Raw genomic sequence first — 26,632 nt, 5'->3', positions numbered from 1 at the left:
AGACACACTTTTTGTCACTTAACCCCCGAAATCCGTCACAGGCATGTCACGACCGCGTGCGCGCGTCACGGTTTCATACAGCGTCGGTAACAAGTCGGTGGCACTGTCATGTCGGGTCTTTTGCCGTCGTCACGCACAACTAGTCCCGGCGGCATGAATCCTCGCATCATCGACAAGGACACCGGCGTCGAGCTGTGGACCGTCGCCGAATGCGCGGAGTTCACCGGTACCGCGCGCGGCACGTTCACCAGCTATGCGGGCCGTGGCAAAGCGCCGGTGCCGGCGGCGAAGCTCCACGGGCTGAACCCGCGGAACTCCGACGACGTGCGCGAGTGGCAGAAAGGCCACGAGGCGAAGGGCAAGTAGCCGGCCCAATCTCGGACCGGTCAGCCCGGCATGACCGGTCAGCCCAAGTAGTGGGCGGCGACGACGTTGGCGATCTCGTCGGCGTCGTTGGGGGCGACGAGCACGCCGTGGCCGTGGCCCGGCAGCTCGATGAGCTCGCCGCCCATGACCGCCTGCATCGCGCGGCCGCCCGTGCCGGTCACCGCCGCATCGCGGTCGTAGTGGAGCAGCAGCGGCTTCGACTCGAGGGCGTCGCCGCTGAGTTCCACGGCAGCGCCCTGCCCCGGCCAGCCGAGGCATAGCTGCCCCGACGACAGCGCATCGGCGTTGAGGCGGAAGATGTCGCCGCCGGTGAACTGGTCGAGGTACGTGCGGGGAATGCGGGACGGGTCGGCGGCGGTGACGTTGTCGTTGCAGATGATCGCCCGCTCGATGGTTCCCATCGCCTCGGTCTGCGCCATCATGTCTTCCGGGGTCACGCCCTCGGGTAGTTCGGGGGTCTCCACCTCGCCGGTGACCACGGCGTCGGCGATGTCGGGCCACATGCTCTCCGAGTACGTCGCCGCGAAGGTCTGCTGCAGCAGCACCGACTGATTGCCGGCGCCGGGGCGCATCAGGTTCGCCGCGAAGGAATGGCTGCGCCACGCGACGGGCAGAACGCCGTCGGCCAGCTGCATGAACGCCTCCGGGTCGTCGGCGAAGGCGGCGGGCACGTCGCCCACCTGCGTCGGCGGCGGGTAGACCTGACCCGGCGCGCCAACCTCCTCGTTGATGCGCTGCGACCAGCGCGCGTACACCTGCAGGGCGGTGGTGCCCAGGCCGTACTCGTCGTCACGGTCGGCGATCCACTGGAACATCGCGTTGAGAGCCTCGCGGCGCCACGGCTCGCGCGAGTCTCCGAGCCGAAAGTAACGGTCGGCAGGATCGACCGAGGAATCCAGCACCATCCGGCCCGTCTTGTCCGGGAACAGGGTCGCGTACGTGCTCACAGATCCGTGCCGTAGGACAGGCCGTAGAGGTGCATGACGTCCTGGCCGAGCACGTCGCGGACATGGTTGAGATCGCGAGCGGTGTTCTCCGTGGTGATGGTCGCCGCGTATCCCGGTTCATTGGCTTCGCAGGAGGCGTACATCGCGCCGACCTGCCCGGAGAGCAGACCCGTCATCGGGATGTCCGCCACGTTGCAGTTCAGCGGGGTGCCCCAGGCCAGGCCGCGCGGCTCGACGGCGATGAGGTCGAAGTGCTCCCGGACGGCGGTCGGCATCCTCACGGCCTCGTCGGAGAACATTCCCAACGCGTCGCCGCCGGGGCCGCCCGGATTGCCTGCGATGACGCCACGGCGCTCCCCCGTCGCCGGAACCCGGCTGACAGTGAGGGAAATCGTCGCGCCCTCCGGGTCGGAATAATCACGTGGCACGTCGATGTCCGCGCACACGGTGCCCGGCGCGGTCATCGCCGCGGTCGGGCACGCGCCCCAGTCCAACCCGCCGAGATCGGCCGGACCGGCGGAGCCGCCGGCCGACGCCTGCGGCACCGACAGCAACGTGCCCGCCAGCGCGAGCGCCGTGACCGGGGCCAACGCCCTGCGGACGAAGGACGTCCGGGACGACGGGGCCGCTGAGACTCGGCTCGCGGACCGGGCCTCGGCACCGGTCTCCACAGAGGAGACGGCGGGGGACGCTGCGCCGAATGCGGCGGGGGACAACTTCTTCGTGGGGCGCACGGGGATAAACACCTTTCATCGACTGCAACGAACGGTATCAAACCGTAACGCCGACCGCACGCCGTTCAAGGCACGAAGATTAAGGCACCGGCCGCACGCTGTTCAACGCACGGAGATCAGGGCACGGACCGCACCCGGTACACCAGCACCGCACCGACGGCGGTGAGCGCGCCCGCGAAAACGTACAGGCCGGGGTACCCGCCGAGGTTCGCCAACGCGAAGGCGGCGAGCACCGGGGCGGCCATGTTCGGGCCGGCGACGGCGAGGTTCATGACGCCCACGTCACGCCCGCGCTCATCGGCCTTGGGCAGCACCTGGTTGATCAGGGCCTGATCGACGGCCATGAACACGCCCCACGACAGACCCAACAGCACCGCCGCGCCGACGACCATGGCGAAGCTCCCGGCGAACGCCATGATCGCGCAGGCCCCGGCGACGCCCATCGACGACAACGCCACGAACACCCGGCGCTTGCCCATCTTGTCGGACACTTTGCCCGACAGGATCGCGGTGACGATGACGCACAGGGCATACGCGCCGGTGAGGACGAGTACGCCGGCATCCGGATCGGGGTGGCCGATGTGATCGCGCAGGTAATAGAACAGGTAGAACAACGCGACCGAGTTGCCCGTGGTCACCAGGAACCGGGCGATGAACACCCACGTGAAGTCGCGGTAGAGCCCTCCGGGCACCTCGGCGACGGCGGGCACCACGGCGTCAGCGTCCCCGCCGGCGTCGTCAAGCACCGGAGATGCGGCCGCCTGCGACCGCACCCGGGACACGTCGCGGAAGCCCGGCAGGAACTGGCCGATGAGCACCAGCAGCAGCGCCGCGGTGACGATGTACGCCAGCCCCAGGTCGAACACCGTGGCCACGACGGTGCCCAGCACCACGCCGAGGGTGTACGTCAGCCCCAGCACACCCGAGACCACGCCGTACTGATTGTCCGGCACCGTATCCGGCGCCACCGCCTGGGCCGCGTTGATTGACGCCGCGATGGCCAGCTGGAACACCGCCCACCCGATGGTCAACGCCATGAAGCCCGGCGCGGCGCCCAGGAACACCAGCGACCCGGCCGCCGCCAGCCCGCCGAAGAGGATCCACGGGGCGCGGCGGCCCCAGCGCGTGTCCGTGCGGTCCGACAACCACCCGGCCAGCGGATGCCCGATGATGGAGAAGAACCCGCCGACCGCCATGAGGAGCGCGAACTTCTCCTCCTTCTCCCCCGGATGCCAGATGAGGATCTGCTGCGCCAACAACAGCTGCGTCGGCGCTGCCCACGAGATGTTCTGCCCCAGGTACAGCAGGCCGTACCGCACGATCCAGCCGGTGGTCACCGGCGTGCGCTGGGCGGGGTCGGCGGTGAAACGCCCGACGTCGGAGATGGCGCGTTCGGAGGAGCCGGCGTGTTCGGAGGAGCTCATCCCTGCACCCCATCCGGCTCCGGCGGCTGCGCCCGCACGTTGGGGTCGGTGTGTTCGTCCGCGACGGGGTAACGACGGCCTGCGGTGTAGCGCCGGTGCAGCTCCGGGGTGATCCGCCCGGTGCGGGCCAGCTCGGCCAGCAGGTGGCCCGACGGCTTCATCGTCCGTTCCTGCGTCTCGTAGTCCAGGTGGACGATGCCGAATCGCGGCTCTTCGCCGTCGGCCCATTCCCAGTTGTCCACGAAGCACCAGTGGTACCAGCGCTCGATGGGCACGTCCGACTCGGCGATGGCCCGCAGGTGCTCCAGGATGAACCGCGGCCGGAACGACTCCAGCCTGCGGTCGGCAGCCCCGGCGTCCGGGTTGGCGTAGTCCCCGGCCGGATTCGGCTTTTCGACGCCCGCGTCCACGCCACCGACCGACAGCTCCAGATCGCCGAGATCGCAGGTGCCGTTTTCGGTGATCCAGACCGGTCCGCCGAAACGCTCGTTCAGGTCGCGGGCGCATTCGACCAGGCCCTCGGGGTGGATTTCCCACCCGAGGTCGTTGACCGGAGCCCCGACGAAGGTGCCGTCGTCGAACTTGTCGACGGCCGTGCGCGAGTAGTAGTTCAGGCCCAGGAAGTCGTGGTGGCGGCCCGACGGCAACCCGCGGCCGACCTTCGCCCCGCCCAGCAGCGGATGGAACTTCCCCGCCAGATGCGCGTCGGCGACGATGTCCTGGAACAGATGCCGATTGATCCGCGCCAGGCCGCGGTGGATGGGGTTGCGCGGATTGCGCGGCGCGAACGCCCGTGCGTGGTGGGCGATGCCGACCTTCGCCCGATCCCCCTGGATGCCGTGGATGACCTCGTAACCGCGGATGTGGGACACCGCCATGTTGCGCAGCACGGCCATCGTGTCGCCCCACGAGCGGTTGCCCGGCGGGCCCGAGCGGAACATGTGCGCCTGGGTGGCGTACACGTTCGGCTCGTTGACGGTGATCCACTCGTCGACGAGGTCGTCGAGCGCCCGCACGGTCGTCTCCGCATAGCGCAGGAAAGCCGCCGGCGATTCATCGGAGGTGAAGCCGCCGCGCCGAGCGAACCAGAGCGGATTGACGAAGTGATGGAGCGTCACCAGCGGACGAATCCCCTTGTCCCGCAGGTCGGCAATCTCCTCACGGTAGCGATCCAGCACCGCATGGTCGAACTCCCCCGGCCGCGGTTCGATACGCGCCCACTCCACGCCGATGCGAGCGATGGGCAGACCCAGCGACGCCATGAGCTCGTTGTCCTCCCGCCACCGGTTCCAGTGGTCGGTGGCGCGCAGCGGGGTCGAACCATCGGCGATGTTGCCGGGCTCGCGGGCCCAATCGAACCAGTCGTTGTTCTCGTCACCGCCCTCGATCTGCCCGGCGGCCGACGCCGTGCCGATCAGCAGACCCCGCAGATCGACGTCGTGATGCAACGGCTTCGCGAGCGGCGACGTGCGCGGCTGAGGATGGAGAGTTCGGTCATTGGCAGGCACATTGGTTGACATGCCGACATCCTATGTCACACATCACGCCTAGTTTTTGGTTTTCAAACAAAATATTATGGGTTTCGCGCGTCGACGGGGTCGTCGTAAAGCAACCGAGTAGAGCAACCGGATCGTTCGCGAAAAATCCGCTCCCCCTGGAACGAATCGGAGCCCCGGCCCGTTGTTGACGATGTCCCCCCCCCAAAAAATAATCAAAAATCACGTTAGGAACCCCACTTGTCAGCCTTCTAAGCTGAAGACGCGGGTTCGATTCCCGTCATCCCCTCCACGCAACCGGGCGCATTGCTCCCGGTTTTTACTTTCTGAGCCGACGTCCGGGGACCAGAAATTCTTCTGACCTCTGTTCAGGATCCAGTGCTACGGGTACTCTGGGCACCATGAAGCCCACCATTATCGATGCCGATACTGGACACGAACTATGGACCGCGGTCGAATGCGCTGCTTTTTCCGGCACCGCACGTGGCACTTTCACCAGCTACGCTGGCCGCAAGAAGGCTCCTGACCCCGTCGCGAAGCTTCATGGGTTGACCCTGTGGGATTCCGAAGAAGTTCGCGCATGGCACGCCAATCGGAAGAGCCGCACCAAGAGCACCGACTCCGCCGAATCATAGATACCTACCCATACCCAATCATTTCCTGGTTCCCGAGCTACATCTGTCGGACAGATATGTAAGCTCGGGAACTTTTTTCGCTCTACATGCGTTATCTCAAGTAATTACAAGCAGTACCCGCAATTTCCTTTTTGGAGGCCTAGCCCATGGGGGCTTTAATCCTGATCGCGATCACCGTCGGCGGCGCAATTATCATCGCGTCGATGGCTCAAAACCGCTCTAACAGGGCCTTTGATGCTCGCCAGAACAATCAATTGGAAGACGCCGTCGCAGACGCCCGCCGATGGATTGAGCGACTGGGCTCACAGGTATTGAACCTGGCTGGCACCGATTCGGCTTCCACGCAGGCTCTTGCTGACGCATCCGAGCGCTACAATGCCGCTTCCTCGCAGATTTCTACTGCGCGCACCCCGGCACAGGCGCGAATGGCCCGCGAATCGGCGCTGGAGGGCCTGCACTACATCAATGCGGCTCGCGAAATTATGGGCCTGCCGGCGGGGCCGACACTGCCACCGCTGGAGGGGCAGAAGGCCGCTGGTTCTGTGACCGAAACTCGCACCATTGAGCACGAAGGCCACTCGGTTACCGCCTCTCCATACGCCACCCCGGAAACTCCGAACTACTACCCCGGTGGTCGTGTCGCTGGCCGTCCGGTTCCGGCCGGTTGGTACTCCGAGCCATGGTGGAAGTCCGCGCTCCGCACCGGTGTCTGGACCGCAGGCTCGATGCTGCTGTTCTCTACCCTCTTCCACGGTATGGCCGGTGTTGCCTACGGCGCTGATGAGTTCGCCAGCGGCATGGGCACCGGCGCTGACGACTTCGGCGGCACCGAGGACTTTGGAGCCGAAGACTTCGGTGGCGACGATTTCGGTGGAGATGACCTTGGCGGCGACTTCGGTGGCGGCGGTGCAGATGCCGGTGACGCAGGCGACGGCGGAGGCTTCTTCGACGGCCTCTTCGGTGGCGGCGACGGCGGCGGCGACGGCGGCGGATTTTTCGACGGCGGATTCGACGGTTTCGATATTTAGAAAAAGCCCGGCGCCGCTATTTCGCTAAATCCGCAAAAGGATCGACAGTGCCGTCTGTCTGAGGCCGATACTCAATTTTTCTGGCGGCGAATCGACCAGCTTCCTTGCCAAGGATGCTGCTAATTAAAGCAACAGCCATATCCATACCTGCTGCGACTCCTGATGAGCTCCAGCGATCTCCGTCTTCAACCCATCGAGCCGCTTTCACCCACGTCACTTCGTTTCCGAACGAGGTAGCCCAATCAAAAGCCAACTTATTACTAGTTGCCCGCTTTCCTTCAAGAAGCCCAGCCGCAGCAAGCAGTGCGGAACCTGTGCAAACCGATGCCACTAACCGCGCCCGGGATCCGAGGTTGTTGAGCCAGTCCAAAAACCTCTGCATCGTCAACTAGTGTTCTACTCCCGGCTCCACCAGGAACTAGAAGAATATCGACCGTTTCGAGGTCAGTGGCACAACGTGTGGCGATAACCTGCGCCCCCTGAGCGCTGGTTATCGGACCAGCAATGTTGGCGACATATTCGACCTCAATCTCTGGGACATGGCCAAAAAGGCCAACCGGTCCAAATACGTCCAAGAGCTCGAACCCGGGGAATAGCACAACAGTTACTCGGCGATGCGCTTCTTGATTTGTCATACGACAATTCCTACTCCGTCTACACATGAAAAAAGGTCTGGTCCCAGAGTTTTCTGGAACCAGACCCCTTTTTTATTCCTATCAACAGATAGCGAACAGCAATCCCTTTAAGCTTCTGGCAGCTCCGGGGCAACGCCAGTCTTTTCGTACTCTGCCAGAATGTCGATGCGGCGCTGGTGACGCTCCTCCTCGCTCCACGGCTGGGAGACGAAAGCATCGACGATAGCCAGGGCCTCTTCCTCAGAGTGCATACGACCGCCGAGGCCGATCAGCTGAGCATTGTTGTGCTCGCGGGCGAGCTTTGCGGTCTCCACCGACCAAGCCAGCGCACAACGAGCGCCCTTGACCTTGTTAGCAGCAATCTGCTCGCCGTTGCCGGAACCGCCGAGCACGATGCCCAGGCTGCCCGGATCAGCGACGGTACGGGAAGCCGCCTCAATGCAGAATGCTGGGTAATCATCTGCAGGGTCGTAGGTGTGAGCGCCGCAATCAACGACGTCGTGGCCAGCCTTCTCCAGGTGGGCCTTAATCAGGTTCTTCATCTCAAAACCGGCGTGGTCTGCACCAAGGTAAATACGCATGGCAGCAAGTTTAGCGGTTCCCACGGATTCCACGGCGCCTGCACCCGTTTTAGGTATTGCTTGACGACGTCTCCTGCGCAGCCGAATAGGGTGAAAAGTGACTGTATTTGCGTTTCAGCACGCCTTCGAAACCGGAAATTGGGTGCTTTTACCGTGTCTCCTGCGCCGCAAGCTCACTTCCAAGTCGATCCTGAAGCCCATGGCTCCCATGGGAATCATCACGCACCGGTGGTGCGAACGGTTCGGCATGACATCAACAAGAAACCATTTATTGTCATTTGGGAGGTCACGCGGGCTTGTGGCTTAGTCTGCAAGCACTGCCGTGCAGATGCGCAGCACGAGCCGCATCCTCACCAGCTTTCGACCACCGAGGGCAAGATGCTGCTGGAGACCTTGGCGTCGTATAGCAAGCCGAAGCCGCTTGTAGTGCTCACCGGCGGTGATCCTTTTGAGCGTGATGACCTGGAAGAATTGGTGCGATTCGGCACGGAGCAGGGCCTGAATATGTCGCTATCTCCATCGGTGACGCCGCGGCTCACGCCAGAGCGGATTCAGTCACTGCGTGAGGCCGGTGGCAAGGCGATGTCCATGTCGCTCGATGGCGCGACTGCCCAGACCCATGACAAGTTCCGTGGATTTTCGGGCACTTTTGAAAAGACGCTCGAAATGGCTCCGCACATCAACGAGGCCGGTTACCGGCTGCAGATTAACTCGACCCTGACCAAGGGAAATATTCATGAGGCGCCAGCGCTGCTGAAGACCGTCATGGAGATGCAGGCCAAGATGTGGTACGTCTTTTTCCTCGTTCCCACTGGTCGCGGTGCGGATTTGGGCGCATTGTCACCGGAGGAACGCGAGGATGTTCTGCACTGGTTGTCTGATGTGTCCAACCGAATTGCCATTAAGACGACGGAGGCGCCGCAGTATCGGCGCGTCGTCATGCAGCAGGAGGAAGCGAAGGAAAAGGGGCTGCCACCCTATGAGGGCGGCGAGCTCTACCGTTACTTGACCGAGGAAACGACAAAGCTGCTCGGTGCTGTGCCGGAAAAGCCACGTCGCCCGCGCTCCCCCATGGCCGTCAATTCCGGGTCAGGTTTTGCCTTCATTGACCACATCGGCGACGTCTACCCCAATGGCTTCCTGCCGCTTCACTGCGGAAATGTGAAGGCCACGCCATTCCAGGAAATCTATTCGAACTCGCCGGCGTTCAAGGCCCTTCGCGATCCGGACAATTGGCATGGAAAGTGCAGCGTCTGTGAATACCACAGCGTATGCGGTGGGTCCCGGTCGACCGCGTACGCGTTGACCGGGGATTACACGGCATCCGATCCAACCTGCGTCTACATTCCGCCGCGGTGGGCTGCGATGAGCGAAGAAGAACGGCAGGCCTCTACCGGGCAGAATGCTGGAGCCGGAGCGGGTTAGCTCTCCTAACTGCGCGCCCCAGCTGCTACTGCTTTCTTAGTCGAAGCGCGGGCTCTCAGTCCGGGAGCGCTTAATCTCGAAGAAGTACGGGTAGCTGGCAAGGGCGACCGAGCCGTCGAAGATCTTGCCCGCTTCTTCGCCGCGTGGGATACGGGTAAGCACTGGACCGAAGAAGGCAACGTCGTTAAGCTTGACCACCGGAGTGCCGACGTCGTTGCCGACCTCCTTCATGGCCTCTGCGTGGTTTTCACGCATGAGCTCATCGAACTCAGTGGTCAAGGCCTGGGCCAGTCGCTCTTCCGGCAGTCCAACCTCTGCGAGGGCTTCCTTAATCAGCTCGTCGAATGCGTGCTCCGGCTCGTCGACATGCGCGTGGCGATCGATGCGGTTTTCGTTGTGGACCTTCGTGCCCAGCGCGGTGTAGAGCTTGTCGACGGCCTCCTGGCCATCCTGGGAGAACACGGCGTTGAACAGGCGTGCCGGGGTCCAGTTGCACTGCATCATGAACTTGTAATCTTCCGGCAGTTCATCGCGGCCTTCATTGAGCACCGACAGGCTCATCGGCTTCCACTCGATCTCGATGTCGCGGACCTTTTCGACTTCCTTAATCCAGCGCGACGTCACCCAGCAAAACGGGCAGGAAACGTCGAAGTAAAAAGTGACCTTGTCTCGATTGCTCATGTGAAAGTCCTCCTAAAGCATTGATTGACTTATCAACGACTATAGGGCGGATTTTTTCGGCTCGCATTCATGAATTCGGATGGGTCCGAAGTTCTACCGGACCTGGTGTTAACTGGCTCCCCCATCGGGCGCCGTCTAAATCGCCTACCTAACCGTTCCAGGGCAAGCCCGTAGCCTCCAGGGAATCAGCGGCAGCCTCCAGGTAGGCAGGCCAGTCGGCGTAGTCCAGGAACTCCGAGCCCACCTCGTGGTCCATGGAGACCATCTTCCCCGAGCGCATGTCCAGACAGTAGTTGTTTCCGCCGAAGTCCATGACCAGTGGAATCCATGCCTCGTGATACCACTTGCCATCCGAGTCGGCGCTGTCCATGCTTTCGGCTTCAAAGTCATCGAACTCGCCGTCGGCCTGCAGCTGAGTCCACAGCTTGTAGTCATTCAGAATCGACTTAGGCGGTGCAATCCAGCCACCGTCCCACGGCTCACCGTCCACAGACGCGTGCCGCAGCCACGAAGCTCGCACGTAGTCTGGCAGCTTTACTCCGAGGTCAGCCTCAAGCTGATCCAGTTCCGCTTCTGTCGCCGGGGCCTCCAAAGCATCGTCGCCAAGCTTTGCTTCAATGCGATCCCACGCCGCGTTGACCCGTTCAACCTTGCTTGCATCATCACTGAGTTCGTACATGAAACGAAGTGTATTCACGTTCGGCTTTGCTCGCATGCCAAAGAAGCCAAAATCTCGCTCAATCGACCGCCAATCGACCGCCCGAATCGACACGCAATGAGCGAGGAAGTCGAGGTCACCCCGCCCACCACGCTACTGCCCGATTCCCAATCCGGGGTCGTGGTTACACTTGTCGCATGACTTCCACGAACCTAACCAGGACCGAGGCCGCCGACCGTGCGGCCATGCTCGAGGTGTCCCACTACGACATCTCCCTCGACCTTACGACCGCACCGGTCGGTGGGCAGCACAGCGCACCAACATTCGCTTCCAAGACCACAATTTCTCTGAAAGCGAAGCGCGCTGGTTCCACCTTTATTGACCTGCGTGATGCGGTTGTCAAGAGTGTGACCATCGACGGCGTCGATGCCACGGAGGCCGCTCGCTATGACAGCGAGACCGGCATTAACGTAGACCTGACCGAAGGTGACCACACCGTCGTTATCGATGCGGACTGTCGTTACACCAATAACGGCCAGGGCATTCACCGCTTCCAGGATCCCGCCGATGGCGAAACCTACCTGTACTCGCAGTTTGAAACTGCCGATGCCAAGCGCGTGTTCGCCTGCTTTGACCAGCCGGATTTGAAGGCGACGTACTCCATCCACGTCGTGGCGCCGAAGGGCTGGAAGGTTATTTCCAACTCGGTAGCCAAGACCGGCACCACCACCGATGTCCACGGCAATGAGGCCGACACCTTCGACTTCTCAGTGGATGTTCCGCTGTCGACGTACCTCGTCGCAGTCTGTGCGGGCCCGTGGCACGAGGTCACTGACTCGTGGACCGGCACTGTCGCACCGCACCCGGAAACCCCTGCCGAGCACCAGCCGGACGGCGAGCTGACCATTCCGCTAGGAATCTACTGCCGCCAGTCCATCGCCGAGTACCTCGATGCCGACACTCTGTTCAAGGAGACCAAGGAAGGCTTCGACTTCTACGCCAAGCACTTCGGCGAGCCCTACCCGTTCGGCAAGTACGACCAGATCTTCTGCCCGGAATACAACATGGGTGCGATGGAAAACGCCGGCTGCGTGACCATCCGCGACGAGTACGTCTTTCGTTCCAAGCCCACCCATTACCTCTACGAGCGCCGCAACGACACCATCCTGCACGAGATGGCTCACATGTGGTTCGGCGATTTGGTCACCATGCAGTGGTGGGATGATCTCTGGCTCAACGAGTCCTTCGCTACCTGGTCGGCTGCCGCCGCACAGGTTGAGGTTTCCGATTACAGCCACGCCTGGACCACCTTCGCCAACGTAGAGAAGGCCTGGGCCTACAAGCAGGATCAGCTGCCGTCGACGCACCCGATTGCCGCCGATGCCAGCGACATTGACACCGTCGAGCAGAACTTCGACGGCATCACCTACGCCAAGGGCGCGTCCACCCTCAAGCAGCTGGCCGCCTACGTTGGTCAGGACGCCTTCCTCGCCGGTGCTCGTCTTCACTTTTCCCGCCACCGCTTTGGCAACGCCACCTTCGCGGATCTGTTGGAGGCGCTCTCCGAGGCCTCCGGTCGCGATCTGTCTGGCTGGGCCGATCAGTGGCTGACCACCACCGGCATCACCACCCTGGCGCCAGAGTTCCATCAAGAGGACGGCAAGTACACCTCCTTCGCAGTCACGCAGGAAGGCGCCGAGCCGGGTGCCGGTGAACTCCGTGATCACCGAATCGCAGTGGGCATCTACAACCTGCGCGGCACCGGCGCGGACGCTGTACTTGAGCGCACCAAGCGCGTGGAAATCGACGTCCGCGGTGCCCGCACCGATGTCCCAGATCTGGTCGACACACCAGTTGGCGACGTCGTGCTGGTTAACGACGACGACCTCACCTACAGCATGATTCGCCTGGACGAAGGCTCGCTTGCCACCGTCATCGACAACATCGGCGCTTTCACCGATTCGATGGCGCGCACACTGTGCTGGTCCGCCACCTGGCAGATGGTTCGCGCAGGCCAGATGCGCGCTCGCGACTTCGTCAACCTGGTGCTTCGCGGCATCCCGGGCGAGGATAAGCTCTCCGTCTTGGAGCGCGTCATCGCTCAGGCGGTCAGCGCCGTCAACGTCTACGCCGATCCACAGTGGGCTGATTCCACCGGCCGCGACCTGCTGGCTCAGGGCCTGTTGGACTACGCGAAGAAGGAAACCGACGCCGACCGCGCCCTGGTTTTCGTTAACGCTTTGACCACCGTGGGCTCGTCGAATAGCGACGTCGTTGACGCACTGCGCGCCATCTACACTGGCGACGCAGACAAGGCTGGTTTCCCAGCTGTCACGGTAGACACCGACATGCAGTGGCGCGCCCTGAAGCCGCTGGTTTCCGCCGGTCTCGAGGGCGAGGAAGCCATCGCAAAGCTTGAAAAGACCGACAACTCGGCACTCGGTGCGCAGGCCGCCATCGCCTGCCGCGCCTCCGTGCCGACGCTCGCCAACAAGTCCCGCGTCTGGGCAGAGGCGACGGTCTCCGGCAACGATGCCCCGTCGAACCTTGTCATTCGCCACTTGCTGGCCGGCTTCAACGCGCCGGGCTCGGGTGAGGTGCTCGCACAGGCGCTTGACGACGACTCCCGCGCCACCATCAACGCGGAGCAGTCGGCGACCTCGCTGTCGGAGCACTTCTTCGCCGTTGCCAACAGCTGGTGGAAGCAGTTCTCCTCCGAGACGGCACAGACGCTGCTCGAGGGCTTCTACCCAACCTGGGAGATCAGCGATGATGCAATTGCAGCCGCTCAACGTCTGCTCGACAGCGACGAGACTGCATCGCCGGTCAAGCGCATCATCTCTGAGCAGCAGTTCCTGGTGAAGCTCGCTCTCCGCGCCCGCGAGTTCGACGCGAAGTAACAAGTGATTTCGGCCGGCACTTTGGCCGTTATCGTTTTCGTGGCATCAAGTCGATAGACTTGGTGCCATGACAACTTCTCAGACGCTCTTTGACTCCGTCGGCGGCGAGGATGTCTTCAATCGCATCGTCCATGGTTTTTACACGCGCATGCGTTCCGATGACCTCATCGGCCCGATGTACCCCAGCGATGACTGGGAGGGCGCCGAGGATCGACTACGTATGTTTCTCGTCCAGTACTGGGGCGGGCCGCACACCTACAGCGAACAGCGTGGTCATCCGCGCCTGCGCATGCGCCACATGCCGTTTTCCATCGGCGAGGCCGAACGCGACCGCTGGCTGGAAATCATGAGCGCCTCACTCGCAGACATTTCCGATGACGAGCTCCCCCGCCCCCAGCGCGAAGCCATGTGGAACCACATGGTGCAGGTTGCTGACATGCTCATCAACCGCTTCGACGCGCAGTAGGAATTAGGCCCTGCGCCGCTAGTTCAGCAGCGGCAGTACGCCAAAGGACTCGAGCGTAAAGATCGAGCCAAACCGCCCATCCAGCCGGTGCCACCGTCCCTTTGCGGACACGCGCACCGGCTCTTTTTCATCCGGTTGCTCCGGGATGAAGCCCATCGTGCACAGCGCAAACACGTCCCGCATGGTCACGTCCACGACGCTTTTCGACGTCGCCTGCGACTGCCCCTCCCCTGTATCAACAGTGGCTTCACCGGTACCGCCGCTGACAGTGAGAACCTTTTGGTCCAGCAGAGACGGTGGCATGCCCATCGGGCCGGAAGATTCGACGGCGACCGCGCGCCCCTGCTTCTCGAGAGTCCGGAAAGCAGTGGCCGGAACATAGTCGACAACCTGCCATCCTTCCGGAACTGGCAAGAATCCCGGCCAGGAGGACGCCGACTGCGCATGCACCCGATACGGCAGCGCGGTGAGCGAAGCTTCTTTGTCCTCCGCATTGTCGGATGATTTTGCCTGCGCAAAGGCACGCACTGCGATGTCTTTAATCTCCGCGGCAGTGACGATGATGTCGTCGGGAAGCGCGTGTAGCGCAATTGTGCGCATGGCGAGCGGGCCGATCGGGGTCTTCACCCATACCTGTGACATTGCTGGCGCAGCGGTGGGCTCGGGCGATGAACTGATACCGGCGGCGGCGGTCTTTCGTGCGCGGATGCGAAGCAACGTGTTCTCGTCGAGGGCGTAGGCCTTATGGGCTAGGACGCCCAGGTTCTTCAGGGCATCGGGAGTGCCGAAGGTCAGCTCGGCAGCGGGATGAGAAGTGGTCACGGCGAATTACTTGTCCTGGTCTTCCTTGTTGTCTTCGATTGCGGGAGCTGCAAAACGCTCCAGTTCACGGCGGGCAGACGGGGAGAGCTCGACTGCCTTCGCAGTCTTGAGATCAAACATCACCATCACGGTTTCGAGCACAGCCACGATGTGACCATGCTGGTCGGAGATAGTCTGGCGGAGTGTGAAAGAGGTGCGACCGAAGTTGATGATCTCGGTCTCAACCACAACTTCCTGGGTGTCCGGCAAGATAGCGCGGACGTAGTCAATCTCCAGGCGACGCACCACTGCCGCAGGCATACCTGCCCCGCCGCCGAGGCCGCGCATCACAAAGTCGAGACGAGCCTGCTGGGCGTATTCCAGGAATGCGGTGTTGTTAGCGTGACCATACTGATCAAAATCAGACCAGCGGATAGCGACGTTGGTACGAAATGGTGCTGATTCAGTCATACCCAGAACTATAGGCGTTTTCTGGAGCTACGAACCTGCAAATAACGCGAAAGCCCGGGACCTGTGCACTGGTGCGAGCCAGTCCACACGGTTCCGGGCGTTGCCGTTGGCAAAGATCAGATTCGCGGGAAACTGATTAGCGGGTCAGGCGACGGTGAGTGACACGCGACGGGCGTGCAGCCTCCTCGCCGTAACGCTCAATCTTGTTCTTCTCGTAGCCCTCGAAGTTGCCTTCGAACCAGAACCACTTGCCCTCTTCGAAGTTGCCTTCCCATGCGAGGATGTGGGTACAGGTGCGGTCCAGGAACCAACGGTCGTGGGAAATGACCACGGCACAGCCCGGGAAGTTCTGCAGTGCGTTTTCCAGCGAAGACAGGGTTTCGACGTCAAGGTCGTTAGTCGGCTCATCCAGGAGGATAAGGTTTCCTCCCTGCTTGAGGGTCAGCGCGAGGTTCAGACGGTTGCGCTCACCACCGGAGAGAACCTTCGACGGCTTCTGCTGATCCGCGCCCTTGAAACCGAAAGCAGATAGGTATGCACGAGACGGCATCTCGTTCTGGCCGACCACGATGTAGTCGAGACCATCAGAGACAACCTCCCAAACGGTCTTTTCCGGATCGATGTTTTCACGGCCCTGGTCAACGTAGCTGAGCTGAACAGTCTGACCGACCTTGACCTCACCGGAATCCGGCTGCTCCAGCCCCACGATGGTCTTAAACAGGGTGGACTTACCAACACCGTTCGGGCCAATCACACCGACGATGCCGTTACGCGGCAGGGTGAACGACAGATCCTTGATCAGGACGCGGCCATCAAAGCCCTTCTCCAGGTCCTTGACCTCAACAACCTGGTTACCCAGGCGCGGCGGGGTCGGAATCTGAATTTCTTCGAAGTCGAGCTTCTTGTACTGCTCGGCTTCCTCCACCATCTGCTCGTAGCGCTCCAGACGGGCCTTGTTCTTGGCCTGGCGAGCCTTCTGCCCCGAGCGGACCCACGCCAGCTCATCCTTCAGGCGCTTCTGCAGCTTGGCGTCCTTCTTACCTGCAACCTCAAGGCGCTCAGCCTTCTTCTCCAGGTAAGTCGAGTAATTGCCCTCGTACGGGTAGAGCTTGCCGCGGTCGACCTCACAAATCCAGCCAGCGACGTGATCCAGGAAGTAACGGTCGTGAGTCACGGCCAGGACAGCGCCCGGGTACTTAGCCAGGTGCTGCTCGAGCCACAGCACAGACTCGGCGTCCAGGTGGTTAGTCGGCTCGTCGAGAAGCAGCAGGTCCGGCTCGGAGAGCAGCAGCTTTGCCAGTGCTACACGACGACGCTCACCACCGGAGAGGTGAGTAACCGGCTCGTCCGCCGGCGGGCAGCGAAGCGCATCCATTGCCTGCTCAATCTTGGAATCCAGCTCCCAAGCATCAGCGGCGTCGAGCTCCTCCTGGAGCTTGCCCATTTCTTCCATGAGCTCGTCGGTGTAATTGGTGGCCATCTCCTCGGCGATGGCTTCAAAACGAGCCTTCTTCTCGAAGATGTCGCCGAGGCCCTCCTCGACGTTGCCGCGAACGGTCTTCTCCTCATTCAGCGGAGGCTCCTGCAGCAGGATGCCGACAGTGGCGCCCGGCTCCAGGAAAGCTTCACCGTTACTCGGCTGATCAAGGCCAGCCATAATCTTCAGAATCGACGACTTACCTGCGCCGTTCGGACCGACCACGCCGATCTTTGCGCCCGGGTAAAACGCCATGGTGACGTTGTCGAGAATAACCTTATCGCCGTGCGCCTTGCGCACGTTTTTCATCTGGTAGATGAACTCACCCATGGTGGAATTTCGTCCCCTCGTAGAAAGGAAATAAGCAATCCCTGTAGAGGTTACGCATAGGAACCAAAAGGCACAATCTACATGGGCGTACCCGCAATCCTTTCCCACCAAAATCTCTGCCAGGCTCCTAGCAAAACTAGCTGCGAGATAACGCTGCCGAATCGTATGCGATCCCTCCCCTTTCTCAGCAGCGTCACCTCACGTGCAGTAATTACCCCTCCCCTCTTTCCGCTCTTTCAGCGGCTCCCCCTCATTCCGCTCTACAACGATGTACTGGCTCCTGGGTTAGAACGGCGCACTGACTCCTGCATCAGCCATTTCTCGCTGCTCCGAACTAGCTGCACCTGTGTTCCCCGCCTCACCAGCGCCGCCCGTACTAGCAGTGAAGGTGCGCACGGCCCCGGCCTGAGACGCAACTGTCTCAGTAACCGAAGCTTCCGAATCCCCAGTCGATGACTCACCAAGACCAGTCGGCGACTCATGCGGCTTCTCAGTCATAGTCTTCACCGTTGCCAGGTGACGGCGCAGATTCGGACCTACCGCCTTAGCAATGATCTTCTGGCGCTGATGCTTCGTACCATCATCGCCCTCCCAGCGATCCGTACGAACGTGACCGTGGACAATGACGGCTTGGCCCTTCCACACCGTGTTATTCACGTTCTCGGCGAGCTTGCCCCAACATTCAACATCAAAATATGACGTCTCCGACTGCTCCCAACCATTCTCCCCCTTCCATGACTTGCTGGATGCCACAGAAAACTTGCAGACCTTTGCCCCAGAATTGGTATTTCGATTTTCCACATGATGGACCACATTGCCCACCACGGTAATAACTGCCTCAGACATCGGGCTCCTCCCCCAAAGAAAGCGTTTACCTACTGCGGCCGAATAATTCGAAGGTGTCTCATTCGTGCCGTGCCAATTACTTTTCCGGCTTCGAGAAACAAATGAAAGAGGTACATAAAAAGCCTGTGGATAAGTTTGTCGAAAAGACAACTATCCACAGGCTACGTATGAAGTTGAGGGGCGAAGTCGCGGCAATCCTCGTCGTCAAGCATGCAAAATCAGCTTAACGACGCTACCTTCCGCGCCTCTTCGAGGCATCAATCGGATTATCCATGTGCACCGGATGCTGCGCGTCAACCTCCGAGGTGTAGTAATCGCGCTCATCCTCGCCGCCAACACCGACCTGCTGGCTCATGCGAGCGAGCATTTCGTTGTAAGCGGCCAACTCCTCATCATTGTTGCGGTCCGCGACGCGGTCGTAGCGGGCTGCATCCTTTTCATCGGAACGCCGCCACTGTACAAACAGCGCAACGGTGACGATGTAGAGCGGAACCTCACCGGCAGCCCACGCGACGGCACCACCAACGTTCTGATCTTCCAGGAGATTCACTGCCCAAGGGAGATCCAGGCTGGCGTAGTAGGTCTCGGCAAGCACCTGCTGCGACTGCATCAGCGAAATACCGAACCAAGCGTGGAACGGCAACGACCCCATCAGCGTGACCAGCTTGACCGACGGCTCAATCTGCTGTGGTGCAGCATCGACACCGATAATGACCCAGTAGAAGATGTAACCGGAGATCAAGAAGTGGATGTTCATGAACACGTGGCCCGCGTGCTCATCAGCCAGGAAGTCGTAAATCGGTGTCATGTAGAGCAGGTAAAAGCCCGCGACGAACTGCACCGTTGCCACAACCGGGTGCGTGAGGAAACGCGACACCGGGTTGTTGATGAAGACCCCCAGCCACTCACGAATACCAGGCAGACCATCGCGGCCGGCCGGCTTCAGCGCACGCAGCGCGAGCGTAACTGGGCCGCCCAGGACCAGCATGACCGGAATGCCCATGGAGTAAAGCATGTGGGCGATCATGTGAACCGAGAACAGAGCCGGCATGTACACGCCCAGCGCGCTGCACGAAGTAAACAGCAGCGTGGCACAGCCGGCGAGCCACCACAGGGTGTTGGACAGCGGCCAGGTACCGCCGCGCTTCTTCAGCAAGTAGAGCCAGTACAAGTAAATCCACGCGGCAATGATGGCGGCAGAGCCGAAGAAGATGTCAAAGCGCCACTGCGTGAACATGGCCTCCCAACCGAATGGGATCTCCAGGTTGTAACCTAGCTTGACCTGCATCTGCGTAATCGACGGCAGGCCCTCACCGCCGGCCTGCTCAGAGAAATTCGGTGGCGGCGGAGTACGGCCCAGAGCTACGGCAACGCCGATTGTCAGCGCCATGATGATGACCTCGACAATGGCCAGACGCCAGAATGGACGATTCGACTGAGCGCGCTCAATCTCCGGAATGGTGATCTTGCGGTGCACATAGCCGCATAGGCCCAGCAAGATAGTGAGAACGGCCTTGACCAGCACCATGATGCCGTAGTTGTTGCTGACCAGGTCAGACCAGTCAATGTTGATGGCTGCGTTAATGAAGCCGGAGGCAGACATGGCGATGAAAGCCACCAACGCCACGAAAGAATAGCGCTTCACTACCTCTGGCATCCATTCACCGCGACGACGCGCGTGGCCAACCAGCGCCATCAAACCGCCGACCCAAAACACAGTGAAGGTCAAGTGCCAGATGTAGGAGTTAGTGCCGTAGTCATGGGCACCACCGGAGGCATTGTGGCTTACAACCGCCAGCGGCATCATCGACACCAAGCTGATGGCGAAGAACACCGGCTGCCAAATCCACTTACGAGTCAGCGATGAACCAAGCGCCACAATGCCCGCAAAAATAGCTACCCACAGCCACGCCAAGCCCTCCTTGGTCTGCTCCAACGACACAGCCCAGTTACTCAGCTGAATCGTCGTCGACAGCGGCTGGCCCGACACATCGGAGAGCACCAGCGGAATCTCCATCAGCGCCATGAGGCCCCAGCCGAGCATGGCCCACATACCCGTGCGGGATGCCGTGTAGCCGTCGAGGCCCAAAGTGCCGTCGGCACGCTGCTTCGTACCGAAAGCGGCGAGCATAAACGAACCGACACCGAGGCAGGCGAGCAGCTCACCGGCCGCCTTCGCGAACGGGAACCCGAAGGTGGTGATTGTGCCGGGATCGGGAATACCCAACGTGGCGCGCGAATCCATGTTGAACGCCATCGAGAGCAAACCAGCTAGAACGCCGCCGATAAGTACAAAAACAACGTACCAACCAGCAGATTTACGGACTTTCTTATCCTTGCTAACAGGCGGAGAGGTCTCGGCCTTGGTCGTGGCAGTCATAGCCCTAAGCTTAGCGACCAAAGTCCCTAGAACAGAACCGGTTGTGATTGGCTACATTAGAGACGCTACAATGCTTTTCTTAGCTAGCCTCCATAGCTCAGTGGACAGAGCAGTCGGCTTCTACCCGATTGGTCGAGGGTTCGAATCCTTCTGGGGGCGCGTTTTCTACCCCCGTCTTGAACTGGTGTTTTACGAGTTCAGGCGGGGGTTTACCCTATCTAACTACCCCCGCTAATGTAGGCTCAGATTGGCTCTTGTTGGTTTAAATGCAGCGGAAATGCAGCGGATTTTGGGCATGAAAAAGGTGCCCCACCGGCCAGCTGTTCGGAAATCCCGAACAGCTCAAACCAGCGGGGCAACGGCTCTTCATTAGTTCTCGGTCGGTGGATTCCTGGCTGTCGGTAGCGCCTGCGAATCTCCCACACTTGGTGCCGCAAACCGGCGCTACATCCGAGCCCGTGAACTGGCTCAAGCACCCCGCTCTGGTAACCCGCATTCGACACCAGAGCAGAATATTCCGCAGCCCAGATAGCTGCCGGGCTACTCATCTCCCATACCAAGTACGCTGCAGCGGAAGCAATCTACGAACCAGCCACTGGGGCCATAGCCCGGGAATTTGATGTCGCCACTCAGCTACTGCCAGTGTGGCGAGAACTGCTCGAGAGAACACGAACATGCGGCGGGCGACGTATCGGGGGGGGTTTACACTAGGTTTTGAGGTCAAATTTACCCCCGTCGTGTGGTCAAAGATTGAAAACCATTCACCTTAACGCAGAATAAGGGCAGTCATAAAGAACGCCAAGAAAGGAATCATGCGATGGCCGCCCACACCGCCAAACGAGTCCTCATCATCGCAGCCTGTGTTGCAATTCCGTTCGCCGCTGCCTGCGGATCAAACAACGACCCCTCCCCATCAAGCAGCAACATGTCGACCAGCTCGACATCAACGCCCTCGCCGTCAAGCACCACGTCCACTGAATCCACCACTGATTCTCCGTCTGAATCATCAAGCCCAAAGAACAGCCCCAACCCCACCCTCGAGCACACCACCGAACCTACCTCTTCGCCCCGTGGAGGTGAGTCCACGTCCGCACGCCCAACCGGGTATACCGAAGCCCCAGGCCAAGCAGAACCATCTGAAATGAACAAAACCGTGGCATCCTGCGGCGACCCCGCTTTGCATGAGACCGGGACAACATTCTTCACCGACGGTTCAAGCGGCTGGACGCAGCAGTGCGCCTCCCAGATGATGGCGCAGCAGCCGGCGGCGACACCAGAACCAGCTCCGGCTCCCGCCGCGCCGGCTCCTGAACAGCAAGAATACTACGTAACCCCAGGCGCTTACTGTTCAGGAGGAGGAACAGGAGTCAGTAAGAACGGCACACCTATGACCTGCTCCGCCGGCCCGGACGGCCAAGCCCGCTGGCGCTCTCAATAAACAAAGGAAACGCAATGACTTTCGAAGACCGCACTACGCAAGCCGCCGCAAGGAAGCCGTTCTATAAGCGCTGGTGGTTCATCTTACTGACGGTGCTAATCGTTCTCGCCCTCGTATTTTTCGGTGTGGTGTTATACGAGGCAAAGCGCATCGCCGGTGATATCGACGCCTCAGTTGATGATTGCAAGGAGCAGGTCATCAACCGCGCTAAATACCCTGGGGGCGCGAGAATCGTTGACTACGACGTGGAACATTCTCCTGTAGAAAATTCCAACCACGCTGTTCGTGTAACTGGTGAAGCTGACTTCCCAAATGGATTCGGGACACCGGTGCGGATGACGTTTGAATGTCCAAACATCATCGTATTCGGCTCCGACGGATACAAAGTGCTCGATGTATATGTCCACGAAAAGTAAGGCCGTCTCTCTCTCTCCCCCCCCCTTCCCTTATCTAGAATGACGATTCACATGAATAAGAAATTCCTCGCAGGCGCATTATTAACCACGATTCTCGTCAGCGCCTGTGGCACTGACGAATGGGCAAGCGCTGAAGACGAACGCGATGCATACGCATCTCTTCTATGCAGCCGGGCACTTAAGGATGACGCGGCAGCACAGCAGGTGTTTACAGAGATCCTTACTAACAAAGATGATTACTCGCATGCAGATTACAAGGCTGCGATGAAGGGGATGCTGCATCTGGAGGGCGCCGAGGCTATCGGCGGAGAGAACCTGGAGATTGACGCTGCGGGTGACGGGTCATGCAGTGGGTGGCTGTGGAATAAGTACCGGGAGCAGAATTGGGATGACGAGCAGATGCGGAATTTTAAGCCGTCTGATGCTCGTGAATTGGGTTTGCTTGAGGATTAACGGTAATGGGAAGAGGCGCTCAATCCGATACAGCATCAGGGAGCGCCCCACTCCTACGCCCCCGCAGTATCGACGGAAACAAATAGTGCGCTCAACAAGGTGAGATCCCATTGGCAAAACGTGTCTATCTTTACGCTGACGAAACAGGAAACCTCGACTACACAGGAACACCTAACCCCCAGGGTGGTGGCGCCTCAACATACTTCGGTTTCGGCACCGCAACCTTCAGCACAGATCATCACGGCGACAATCTGCTCCAGGGGCTTCATCTAAGGGCTCAGTGCGCAAAACAAAATATGAAGCTCACTAGGGGCTTCCACGCTGTCGATGATTCCGCGCGGACCCGCAATGAAATGTTTCAAGAAATCAAAAGACAAGCGCCACGGTTCGACACAACCTTTCTCTACAAATCCAACGCTTACGAATCTGTTAAGCAAGCAGGACCTATGCGTTTATACAAGATGGCGTGGTACCTGCACTTAAAGGAGATTGCACTACAGGTATCCCGACCTGAGGATGAGCTTTTCGTAATCGTGGCCGAGTTCGGAACCAAAGGAATTCGAAAGGCCGCATTCGAGGCGGTCCACGACGTCTGCCAACAAATTAAACGAAACATCACCTTGTGTGTATGGACATCACAATCAGCCTGGGGGCTCCAAGTTGCTGATTACGGATTATGGGCAGTGCAGCGACATCTTGAAGGCAAAAAATGCTCTTGGTACAAGCCGTGTATCGAGCCAACTCTTGCTAGTACTTTCACGCCCTGGGGAATGCCTTAGACATGCTGAAACCGGCTATCTCACCTATCAGGGTGGGAAGTCCTCCCCTGGAGGACTTATCGCCGGTTTCAACCTCATTTTACCCACACCAGAAAAACTACGCAAAGGACACCACCTAACGCGCCCCAACATGACCGATGCAGACTCCGCCTGCGAACCCTGGCGCGTAACAGACTGAGCCCCAGTAGTGACATCAGTCCGCGCACGGATCAACTACGTAGCGAACGGACGCACCTCAAGAACCATCCCACTGCCCTCGGCAAGCGTGAACAATACAGAAAGCAAAAAGGCTCAGTGCCGAAGGACCACTACCGCGCACCAGACGGCACTACCCAGCCAGATCAAGGCTTCCGCAAGAGATGAACGCGTCGCGTGTTCATGTGGAGCCGTACTGAGGTTTAGCAGTTTGGCCAGATTAAACGCTCGGATGTGCAAAACCTGCCGTCAACTTTCAGCGTTGGGGCGGCCACGGTGAGGAAAGCTCATAGCTGTCTGCAAAAAGTTCTCGATGTCGCAGCCGGTGAAATGGCGCTGGCCGTGGTGTGGGCCTGCCGAGCAAACCGGAAGCTGCCAAGATGTACCTGGCCGCTGAGCGGGTCAAGAAACTAGACAAAGACTCCAAGCGCGCTGAGCCCATCTCGCTTCTGGCAACCGCCGGACTGTAGTAGAGCAAGGTGACGGTACTGCGAGTACGTGACGTTTTTGTTCTGCGCGGTCGTATGCATGTGGAGCGAAGCGCCGTGACAGTTCGGTGAGAGGTCATTACCGGCACGCCGAAGATCTATGAGCAGCTGATGGTGGCGGCGCCGAAGCGGATCACGCGGAGGCTAAAGCCACATTTGAAGGATGAGTTTCCGGATGCGTTTCTGTGGCTTGCGATTGATGGTGACCCGTTGCCGACGCCGAGTGAGCCGGATTGGTATTACTGAGATCTTGAGCGGGTGATGAAGGAATACGGAACGCGTATGTGATGCCGCACGGCCTGCGGGGGACTGACGAAAGGCAGCGGCGCTAACCCAAGGATTGAACAGCGCCAGCCCGGCCACCACTCTGCCGCAATGAGCCTAGATATCTACGTAGAACTCAAGGAAGACAACCTCGATACTGTCGCATAAGGTATCGAATCTGCTTGGTGATAGCCAGGTAGGTTAAATCTGCCCGTCGCTTTCTAGTTCAGGTGTCGTGGGAATGTCGTGGGGTGGCGCCTATTTGCCCTGTTCATACAGGTAGTTGGGGTTTTCCAGGTGGGTTCGAATCCTTCTGGGGGCGCAAAAATAACCCGCCTGAACTGGTTTTATACCAGATGCAGGCGGGTTTTTACTTCTTAGTTCTTCTTGTTATCCGCAGGATCCGGGCGCAAGTAGCGGTCAACCATGTCGACGACCTCTTCGACAGATTCCTTGTCTAGCGTCGCGTCCTTGCCATCCGGGCGCCACACCAGCACCATCGTCTGAATCAGACGGTAAATGTTGCGCGCCAGCAGATATGGATCGTGCTCGCGAATAGTGCCGTCTTCCTGCCCGTGACGGACACCGGGGAGAATGAATTTCTCCACAATTTCCAGCTGTGTATCGCTCATCTCTCCAGTGAGCGCTTCTAAGACACGGTCGGGATCTGTCTTGACCAGGCCAGGGAAAAAGTCACTTTCGATGATGCGTTGAACGACGATTCGAATACGCAGCAACATGCGAGCGCGCGAATCGCCAGGGACATAGCGGAGCCCCTCAAGCATGTGCAGGATTTCGCGGTTGGTCACTTCCCCCAGAAGCTCACCAATGTCAGCGTATCGACGATATACGGTCGGACGCGAAACTCCTGCCTTGCGAGCAATTTCTGCAATCGAAGTCCTACGCAAGCCCACAGTCATTACGCTTTCGCGCGCAGCGGCAATGATGACATCATCGACGGATGGTTTCTGTGCCGCAGTGGTGCTTTGAGCAGCGTCGCCAACACGCCTCGTCTCATCCATGTAACTATTTCTCCCGTTGGAATCCGAACTCAGAAGTAATTTTATCAGGCAAATAGGTCGATTTAGTTCATGCCCCGTTGTCCAATTCTAAGATCTTACTTTCCAGTTAATTTCGTTTCCCCCACAATTCGCTCCACAAACCACACGGCAATCCACACGCCCGACCACAGCACAATCCACATCGCTAAGCTGGGCGTAGTCAGCGTGTGCCCCACAGCCCAGTCCGGGCACAAAATAAGGCGCACTGCAGAATCATGCCGAATCTCAGCGAAAGGTGAAATCATGGCTCAGCCCGATCCCGACCTCCAGCTCTCCCCTGAGCTCGACCGCATCGTGTGGATTGACTGTGAGATGACGGGCCTCGAACCCGAGCGCCACGTCATTGTCGAAATCGCGGCTCTCGTCACCGATGCCAACCTCAACGTCCTCGGGGAAGGCGTGGACATCGTCGTGCACGCGTCCGAGACCGAATTGGCGCAGATGGATGATTTCGTCACCAAGATGCATGCGAAGTCCGGCCTGGATCAGGAAATTCGCGACAGCAAGACTAATGTCGCCGACGCCGAACAGGCTGTTTTGGACTACATCCGTCAGTGGGTTCCCGAGTCGCGCACCGCCCCACTGGCAGGCAACTCGATTGCCTCCGACCGCAAGTTCATCCACCGCTACATGCCAGAGCTCGACCAGCACCTGCACTACCGCATGATTGATGTCTCTTCCTTCAAGGAACTTGCCCGCCGCTGGTACCCCCAGGTCCTCAAGGGCGCTCCAGAAAAGGGTCTCGCTCACCGAGCTCTTGCAGATATCAAGGAGTCGATCCGCGAGCTGGACTACTACCGCCGCGCCATGCTTCTGCCCCACCCCGGCCCCGAAGGCGACGCTATTTCTGCCGCAAGCAAGGAATCGACGGAAAAGTACGGTGAGATTCGCGGCTAGCTCGCTTTACGACGACCCAAACCCCACCCTTTCCCAAATTTATCCGGGTTGACCTGCTGTTTTTGTTTCCAGCCCACTGTGGGCTACCATATAGTTCGCTGCAGAGATGAGCTGAGAATACAGCTCCTTTAATGCGGTAATGGTGACTGTAGTTCAGTTGGTAGAGCACCAGGTTGTGATCCTGGGTGTCGCGGGTTCGAGTCCCGTCAGTCACCCCAAGTAGAACCCTCGGCCAGGTTTTTCCGGGCCGAGGGTTTTTGTGTTTCCGCCTTAGCAACTGCGTTTATGGTTGGCGGCGGCGGGCCAATCCAAGTTACTGACTGCGTTTATGACAAAAAT

At 59.8% G+C, this 26,632-nt stretch carries 30 protein-coding genes, 2 tRNA genes and 1 pseudogene; 14 read left to right on the top strand and 19 right to left on the bottom strand.

Annotated features, from left to right (window positions below; all coding sequences use genetic code 11):
• Positions 1 to 153 precede the first annotated feature (153 nt).
• Positions 154 to 366 (top strand): hypothetical protein, encoded by a 213-nt coding sequence (locus HMPREF3135_RS07215; RefSeq protein ID WP_048735147.1) that lies wholly within the window; start codon positions 154 to 156, stop codon positions 364 to 366.
• 38 nt (positions 367 to 404) lie between these two features.
• On the opposite strand, the gene HMPREF3135_RS07210 is transcribed toward HMPREF3135_RS07215, so the two are convergent.
• The 5 genes from HMPREF3135_RS07210 to HMPREF3135_RS07195 all read right to left on the bottom strand — a co-directional run bounded on the left by HMPREF3135_RS07210 (position 405) and on the right by HMPREF3135_RS07195 (position 5,012).
• The gene (locus tag HMPREF3135_RS07210; protein WP_070438913.1) at positions 405 to 1,334 is read right to left on the bottom strand and encodes an alpha/beta hydrolase; all 930 of its coding nucleotides are present in this window, start codon (positions 1,332 to 1,334) and stop codon (positions 405 to 407) included.
• Positions 1,331 to 1,762: an alpha/beta fold hydrolase gene (locus HMPREF3135_RS07205; RefSeq protein WP_168163238.1), complete on the bottom strand. Its 432-nt coding sequence runs from the start codon at positions 1,760 to 1,762 to the stop codon at positions 1,331 to 1,333. The genes HMPREF3135_RS07210 and HMPREF3135_RS07205 overlap by 4 nt, the downstream gene beginning before the upstream one ends.
• Complete coding sequence (locus HMPREF3135_RS11395; protein ID WP_168163237.1) at positions 1,752 to 2,087, bottom strand: hypothetical protein; 336 nt, start codon at positions 2,085 to 2,087, stop codon at positions 1,752 to 1,754. Before HMPREF3135_RS11395 ends, HMPREF3135_RS07205 begins: the two co-directional genes overlap by 11 nt.
• A gap of 97 nt (positions 2,088 to 2,184) precedes the next feature.
• Positions 2,185 to 3,492 carry an MFS transporter gene (locus tag HMPREF3135_RS07200; RefSeq protein ID WP_016422298.1) on the bottom strand — a complete coding sequence of 436 codons (1,308 nt, stop codon included), beginning with the start codon at positions 3,490 to 3,492 and terminating at the stop codon, positions 2,185 to 2,187.
• On the bottom strand, positions 3,489 to 5,012 hold the full coding sequence (locus HMPREF3135_RS07195) for a glycoside hydrolase family 1 protein (protein ID WP_049170990.1): 1,524 nt from the start codon (positions 5,010 to 5,012) through the stop codon (positions 3,489 to 3,491). The genes HMPREF3135_RS07200 and HMPREF3135_RS07195 overlap by 4 nt, the downstream gene beginning before the upstream one ends.
• 377 nt (positions 5,013 to 5,389) lie before the next feature.
• Here HMPREF3135_RS07195 and HMPREF3135_RS07190 point away from each other — a divergent pair, with 377 nt between their 5' ends.
• Positions 5,390 to 5,623, top strand: a complete 234-nt coding sequence (locus tag HMPREF3135_RS07190) for a hypothetical protein (protein ID WP_049193930.1) — start codon at positions 5,390 to 5,392, stop codon at positions 5,621 to 5,623.
• A gap of 146 nt (positions 5,624 to 5,769) precedes the next feature.
• The gene (locus HMPREF3135_RS07185; RefSeq protein ID WP_016422295.1) at positions 5,770 to 6,651 is read left to right on the top strand and encodes a hypothetical protein; all 882 of its coding nucleotides are present in this window, start codon (positions 5,770 to 5,772) and stop codon (positions 6,649 to 6,651) included.
• A 16-nt stretch (positions 6,652 to 6,667) separates the two neighbouring features.
• On the opposite strand, the gene HMPREF3135_RS11620 is transcribed toward HMPREF3135_RS07185, so the two are convergent.
• From HMPREF3135_RS11620 to HMPREF3135_RS07175, 4 genes and pseudogenes are all read right to left on the bottom strand, one after another.
• Positions 6,668 to 6,796, bottom strand: coding sequence for a hypothetical protein (locus tag HMPREF3135_RS11620; protein ID WP_256364755.1), 129 nt, complete (start codon positions 6,794 to 6,796; stop codon positions 6,668 to 6,670).
• A gap of 36 nt (positions 6,797 to 6,832) precedes the next feature.
• Positions 6,833 to 6,982 (bottom strand): annotated as a pseudogene (locus HMPREF3135_RS11615) (DJ-1/PfpI family protein); the annotation flags it as partial.
• The gene (locus HMPREF3135_RS07180) at positions 6,930 to 7,286 is read right to left on the bottom strand and encodes a DJ-1/PfpI family protein (RefSeq protein WP_256364754.1); all 357 of its coding nucleotides are present in this window, start codon (positions 7,284 to 7,286) and stop codon (positions 6,930 to 6,932) included. The pseudogene HMPREF3135_RS11615 and the gene HMPREF3135_RS07180, both read right to left, overlap by 53 nt.
• A gap of 107 nt (positions 7,287 to 7,393) precedes the next feature.
• Positions 7,394 to 7,867: a ribose-5-phosphate isomerase gene (locus HMPREF3135_RS07175; RefSeq protein WP_005511109.1), complete on the bottom strand. Its 474-nt coding sequence runs from the start codon at positions 7,865 to 7,867 to the stop codon at positions 7,394 to 7,396.
• Between the two features lie 228 nt (positions 7,868 to 8,095).
• Between HMPREF3135_RS07175 and HMPREF3135_RS07170 the strand changes: the two genes are divergently transcribed.
• Positions 8,096 to 9,292: a TIGR04053 family radical SAM/SPASM domain-containing protein gene (locus tag HMPREF3135_RS07170; RefSeq protein ID WP_070429500.1), complete on the top strand. Its 1,197-nt coding sequence runs from the start codon at positions 8,096 to 8,098 to the stop codon at positions 9,290 to 9,292.
• 36 nt (positions 9,293 to 9,328) lie between these two features.
• Here HMPREF3135_RS07170 and HMPREF3135_RS07165 read toward each other — a convergent pair whose 3' ends face one another.
• Positions 9,329 to 9,973, bottom strand: coding sequence for a mycothiol-dependent nitroreductase Rv2466c family protein (locus HMPREF3135_RS07165; RefSeq protein ID WP_049193750.1), 645 nt, complete (start codon positions 9,971 to 9,973; stop codon positions 9,329 to 9,331).
• A 148-nt stretch (positions 9,974 to 10,121) separates the two neighbouring features.
• Positions 10,122 to 10,652 carry an SMI1/KNR4 family protein gene (locus tag HMPREF3135_RS07160; RefSeq protein WP_224783792.1) on the bottom strand — a complete coding sequence of 177 codons (531 nt, stop codon included), beginning with the start codon at positions 10,650 to 10,652 and terminating at the stop codon, positions 10,122 to 10,124.
• Positions 10,653 to 10,828: 176 nt separating this feature from the next.
• Between HMPREF3135_RS07160 and pepN the strand changes: the two genes are divergently transcribed.
• On the top strand, positions 10,829 to 13,531 hold the full coding sequence (gene pepN / locus HMPREF3135_RS07155; protein WP_070438907.1) for an aminopeptidase N: 2,703 nt from the start codon (positions 10,829 to 10,831) through the stop codon (positions 13,529 to 13,531).
• A 67-nt stretch (positions 13,532 to 13,598) separates the two neighbouring features.
• Positions 13,599 to 13,997 (top strand): globin, encoded by a 399-nt coding sequence (locus HMPREF3135_RS07150; protein ID WP_016422288.1) that lies wholly within the window; start codon positions 13,599 to 13,601, stop codon positions 13,995 to 13,997.
• Positions 13,998 to 14,015: 18 nt separating this feature from the next.
• Here HMPREF3135_RS07150 and HMPREF3135_RS07145 read toward each other — a convergent pair whose 3' ends face one another.
• From HMPREF3135_RS07145 to HMPREF3135_RS07125, 5 genes are all read right to left on the bottom strand, one after another.
• Positions 14,016 to 14,819 carry a DUF8185 domain-containing protein gene (locus tag HMPREF3135_RS07145; protein WP_070438904.1) on the bottom strand — a complete coding sequence of 268 codons (804 nt, stop codon included), beginning with the start codon at positions 14,817 to 14,819 and terminating at the stop codon, positions 14,016 to 14,018.
• 6 nt (positions 14,820 to 14,825) lie between these two features.
• Positions 14,826 to 15,269, bottom strand: a complete 444-nt coding sequence (locus tag HMPREF3135_RS07140) for an acyl-CoA thioesterase (RefSeq protein ID WP_048734885.1) — start codon at positions 15,267 to 15,269, stop codon at positions 14,826 to 14,828.
• A 136-nt stretch (positions 15,270 to 15,405) separates the two neighbouring features.
• On the bottom strand, positions 15,406 to 17,076 hold the full coding sequence (ettA, locus tag HMPREF3135_RS07135) for an energy-dependent translational throttle protein EttA (RefSeq protein WP_016422285.1): 1,671 nt from the start codon (positions 17,074 to 17,076) through the stop codon (positions 15,406 to 15,408).
• A gap of 285 nt (positions 17,077 to 17,361) precedes the next feature.
• Positions 17,362 to 17,922, bottom strand: a complete 561-nt coding sequence (locus HMPREF3135_RS07130) for a single-stranded DNA-binding protein (protein ID WP_049170979.1) — start codon at positions 17,920 to 17,922, stop codon at positions 17,362 to 17,364.
• 232 nt (positions 17,923 to 18,154) lie between these two features.
• Positions 18,155 to 20,302: a bifunctional copper resistance protein CopD/cytochrome c oxidase assembly protein gene (locus HMPREF3135_RS07125; RefSeq protein ID WP_070438901.1), complete on the bottom strand. Its 2,148-nt coding sequence runs from the start codon at positions 20,300 to 20,302 to the stop codon at positions 18,155 to 18,157.
• An 86-nt stretch (positions 20,303 to 20,388) separates the two neighbouring features.
• Between HMPREF3135_RS07125 and HMPREF3135_RS07120 the strand changes: the two genes are divergently transcribed.
• Positions 20,389 to 20,461: transfer RNA gene (locus tag HMPREF3135_RS07120), tRNA-Arg, on the top strand.
• Positions 20,462 to 21,112: 651 nt separating this feature from the next.
• Here HMPREF3135_RS07120 and HMPREF3135_RS11390 read toward each other — a convergent pair.
• Positions 21,113 to 21,388: a hypothetical protein gene (locus tag HMPREF3135_RS11390; protein WP_160313715.1), complete on the bottom strand. Its 276-nt coding sequence runs from the start codon at positions 21,386 to 21,388 to the stop codon at positions 21,113 to 21,115.
• Positions 21,389 to 21,443: 55 nt separating this feature from the next.
• On the opposite strand from HMPREF3135_RS11390, the gene HMPREF3135_RS11585 reads away from it, so the two are divergent.
• The 5 genes from HMPREF3135_RS11585 (at position 21,444) to HMPREF3135_RS11610 (ending at position 24,053) form a co-directional block, all read left to right on the top strand.
• Positions 21,444 to 21,740, top strand: coding sequence for a hypothetical protein (locus HMPREF3135_RS11585; protein WP_224783793.1), 297 nt, complete (start codon positions 21,444 to 21,446; stop codon positions 21,738 to 21,740).
• 14 nt (positions 21,741 to 21,754) lie between these two features.
• On the top strand, positions 21,755 to 22,156 hold the full coding sequence (locus HMPREF3135_RS07115) for a hypothetical protein (protein WP_049193745.1): 402 nt from the start codon (positions 21,755 to 21,757) through the stop codon (positions 22,154 to 22,156).
• A gap of 51 nt (positions 22,157 to 22,207) precedes the next feature.
• The gene (locus HMPREF3135_RS07110) at positions 22,208 to 22,609 is read left to right on the top strand and encodes a hypothetical protein (protein ID WP_070438898.1); all 402 of its coding nucleotides are present in this window, start codon (positions 22,208 to 22,210) and stop codon (positions 22,607 to 22,609) included.
• Positions 22,610 to 22,719: 110 nt separating this feature from the next.
• A complete protein-coding gene (locus HMPREF3135_RS07105) occupies positions 22,720 to 23,388 on the top strand; it encodes a DUF3800 domain-containing protein (protein WP_049193743.1) in 669 nt (222 codons plus the stop codon).
• Positions 23,389 to 23,930: 542 nt separating this feature from the next.
• The gene (locus HMPREF3135_RS11610; RefSeq protein ID WP_255456329.1) at positions 23,931 to 24,053 is read left to right on the top strand and encodes a hypothetical protein; all 123 of its coding nucleotides are present in this window, start codon (positions 23,931 to 23,933) and stop codon (positions 24,051 to 24,053) included.
• A 659-nt stretch (positions 24,054 to 24,712) separates the two neighbouring features.
• Here the strand turns inward: HMPREF3135_RS11610 and HMPREF3135_RS07100 are convergent.
• Together HMPREF3135_RS07100 and HMPREF3135_RS07095 are read right to left on the bottom strand one after the other, a co-directional pair.
• On the bottom strand, positions 24,713 to 25,357 hold the full coding sequence (locus tag HMPREF3135_RS07100; protein ID WP_016422282.1) for a TetR/AcrR family transcriptional regulator: 645 nt from the start codon (positions 25,355 to 25,357) through the stop codon (positions 24,713 to 24,715).
• A 95-nt stretch (positions 25,358 to 25,452) separates the two neighbouring features.
• Positions 25,453 to 25,641 carry a hypothetical protein gene (locus HMPREF3135_RS07095; RefSeq protein WP_042388509.1) on the bottom strand — a complete coding sequence of 63 codons (189 nt, stop codon included), beginning with the start codon at positions 25,639 to 25,641 and terminating at the stop codon, positions 25,453 to 25,455.
• Between HMPREF3135_RS07095 and orn the strand changes: the two genes are divergently transcribed.
• Both orn and HMPREF3135_RS07085 read left to right on the top strand, forming a co-directional pair.
• Positions 25,640 to 26,293: an oligoribonuclease gene (gene orn / locus HMPREF3135_RS07090; protein WP_070438895.1), complete on the top strand. Its 654-nt coding sequence runs from the start codon at positions 25,640 to 25,642 to the stop codon at positions 26,291 to 26,293. The two genes, HMPREF3135_RS07095 and orn, sit on opposite strands and share 2 nt — an antisense overlap.
• A 142-nt stretch (positions 26,294 to 26,435) precedes the next feature.
• Positions 26,436 to 26,511, top strand: a tRNA-His gene (locus HMPREF3135_RS07085).
• The last annotated feature ends 121 nt before the right edge of the window (positions 26,512 to 26,632 follow it).

Source organism: Corynebacterium sp. HMSC14H10 (assembly GCF_001807105.1).
Classification (GTDB): domain Bacteria; phylum Actinomycetota; class Actinomycetes; order Mycobacteriales; family Mycobacteriaceae; genus Corynebacterium; species Corynebacterium jeikeium_D.
This window is presented reverse-complemented; position numbering and strand designations above follow the sequence as displayed.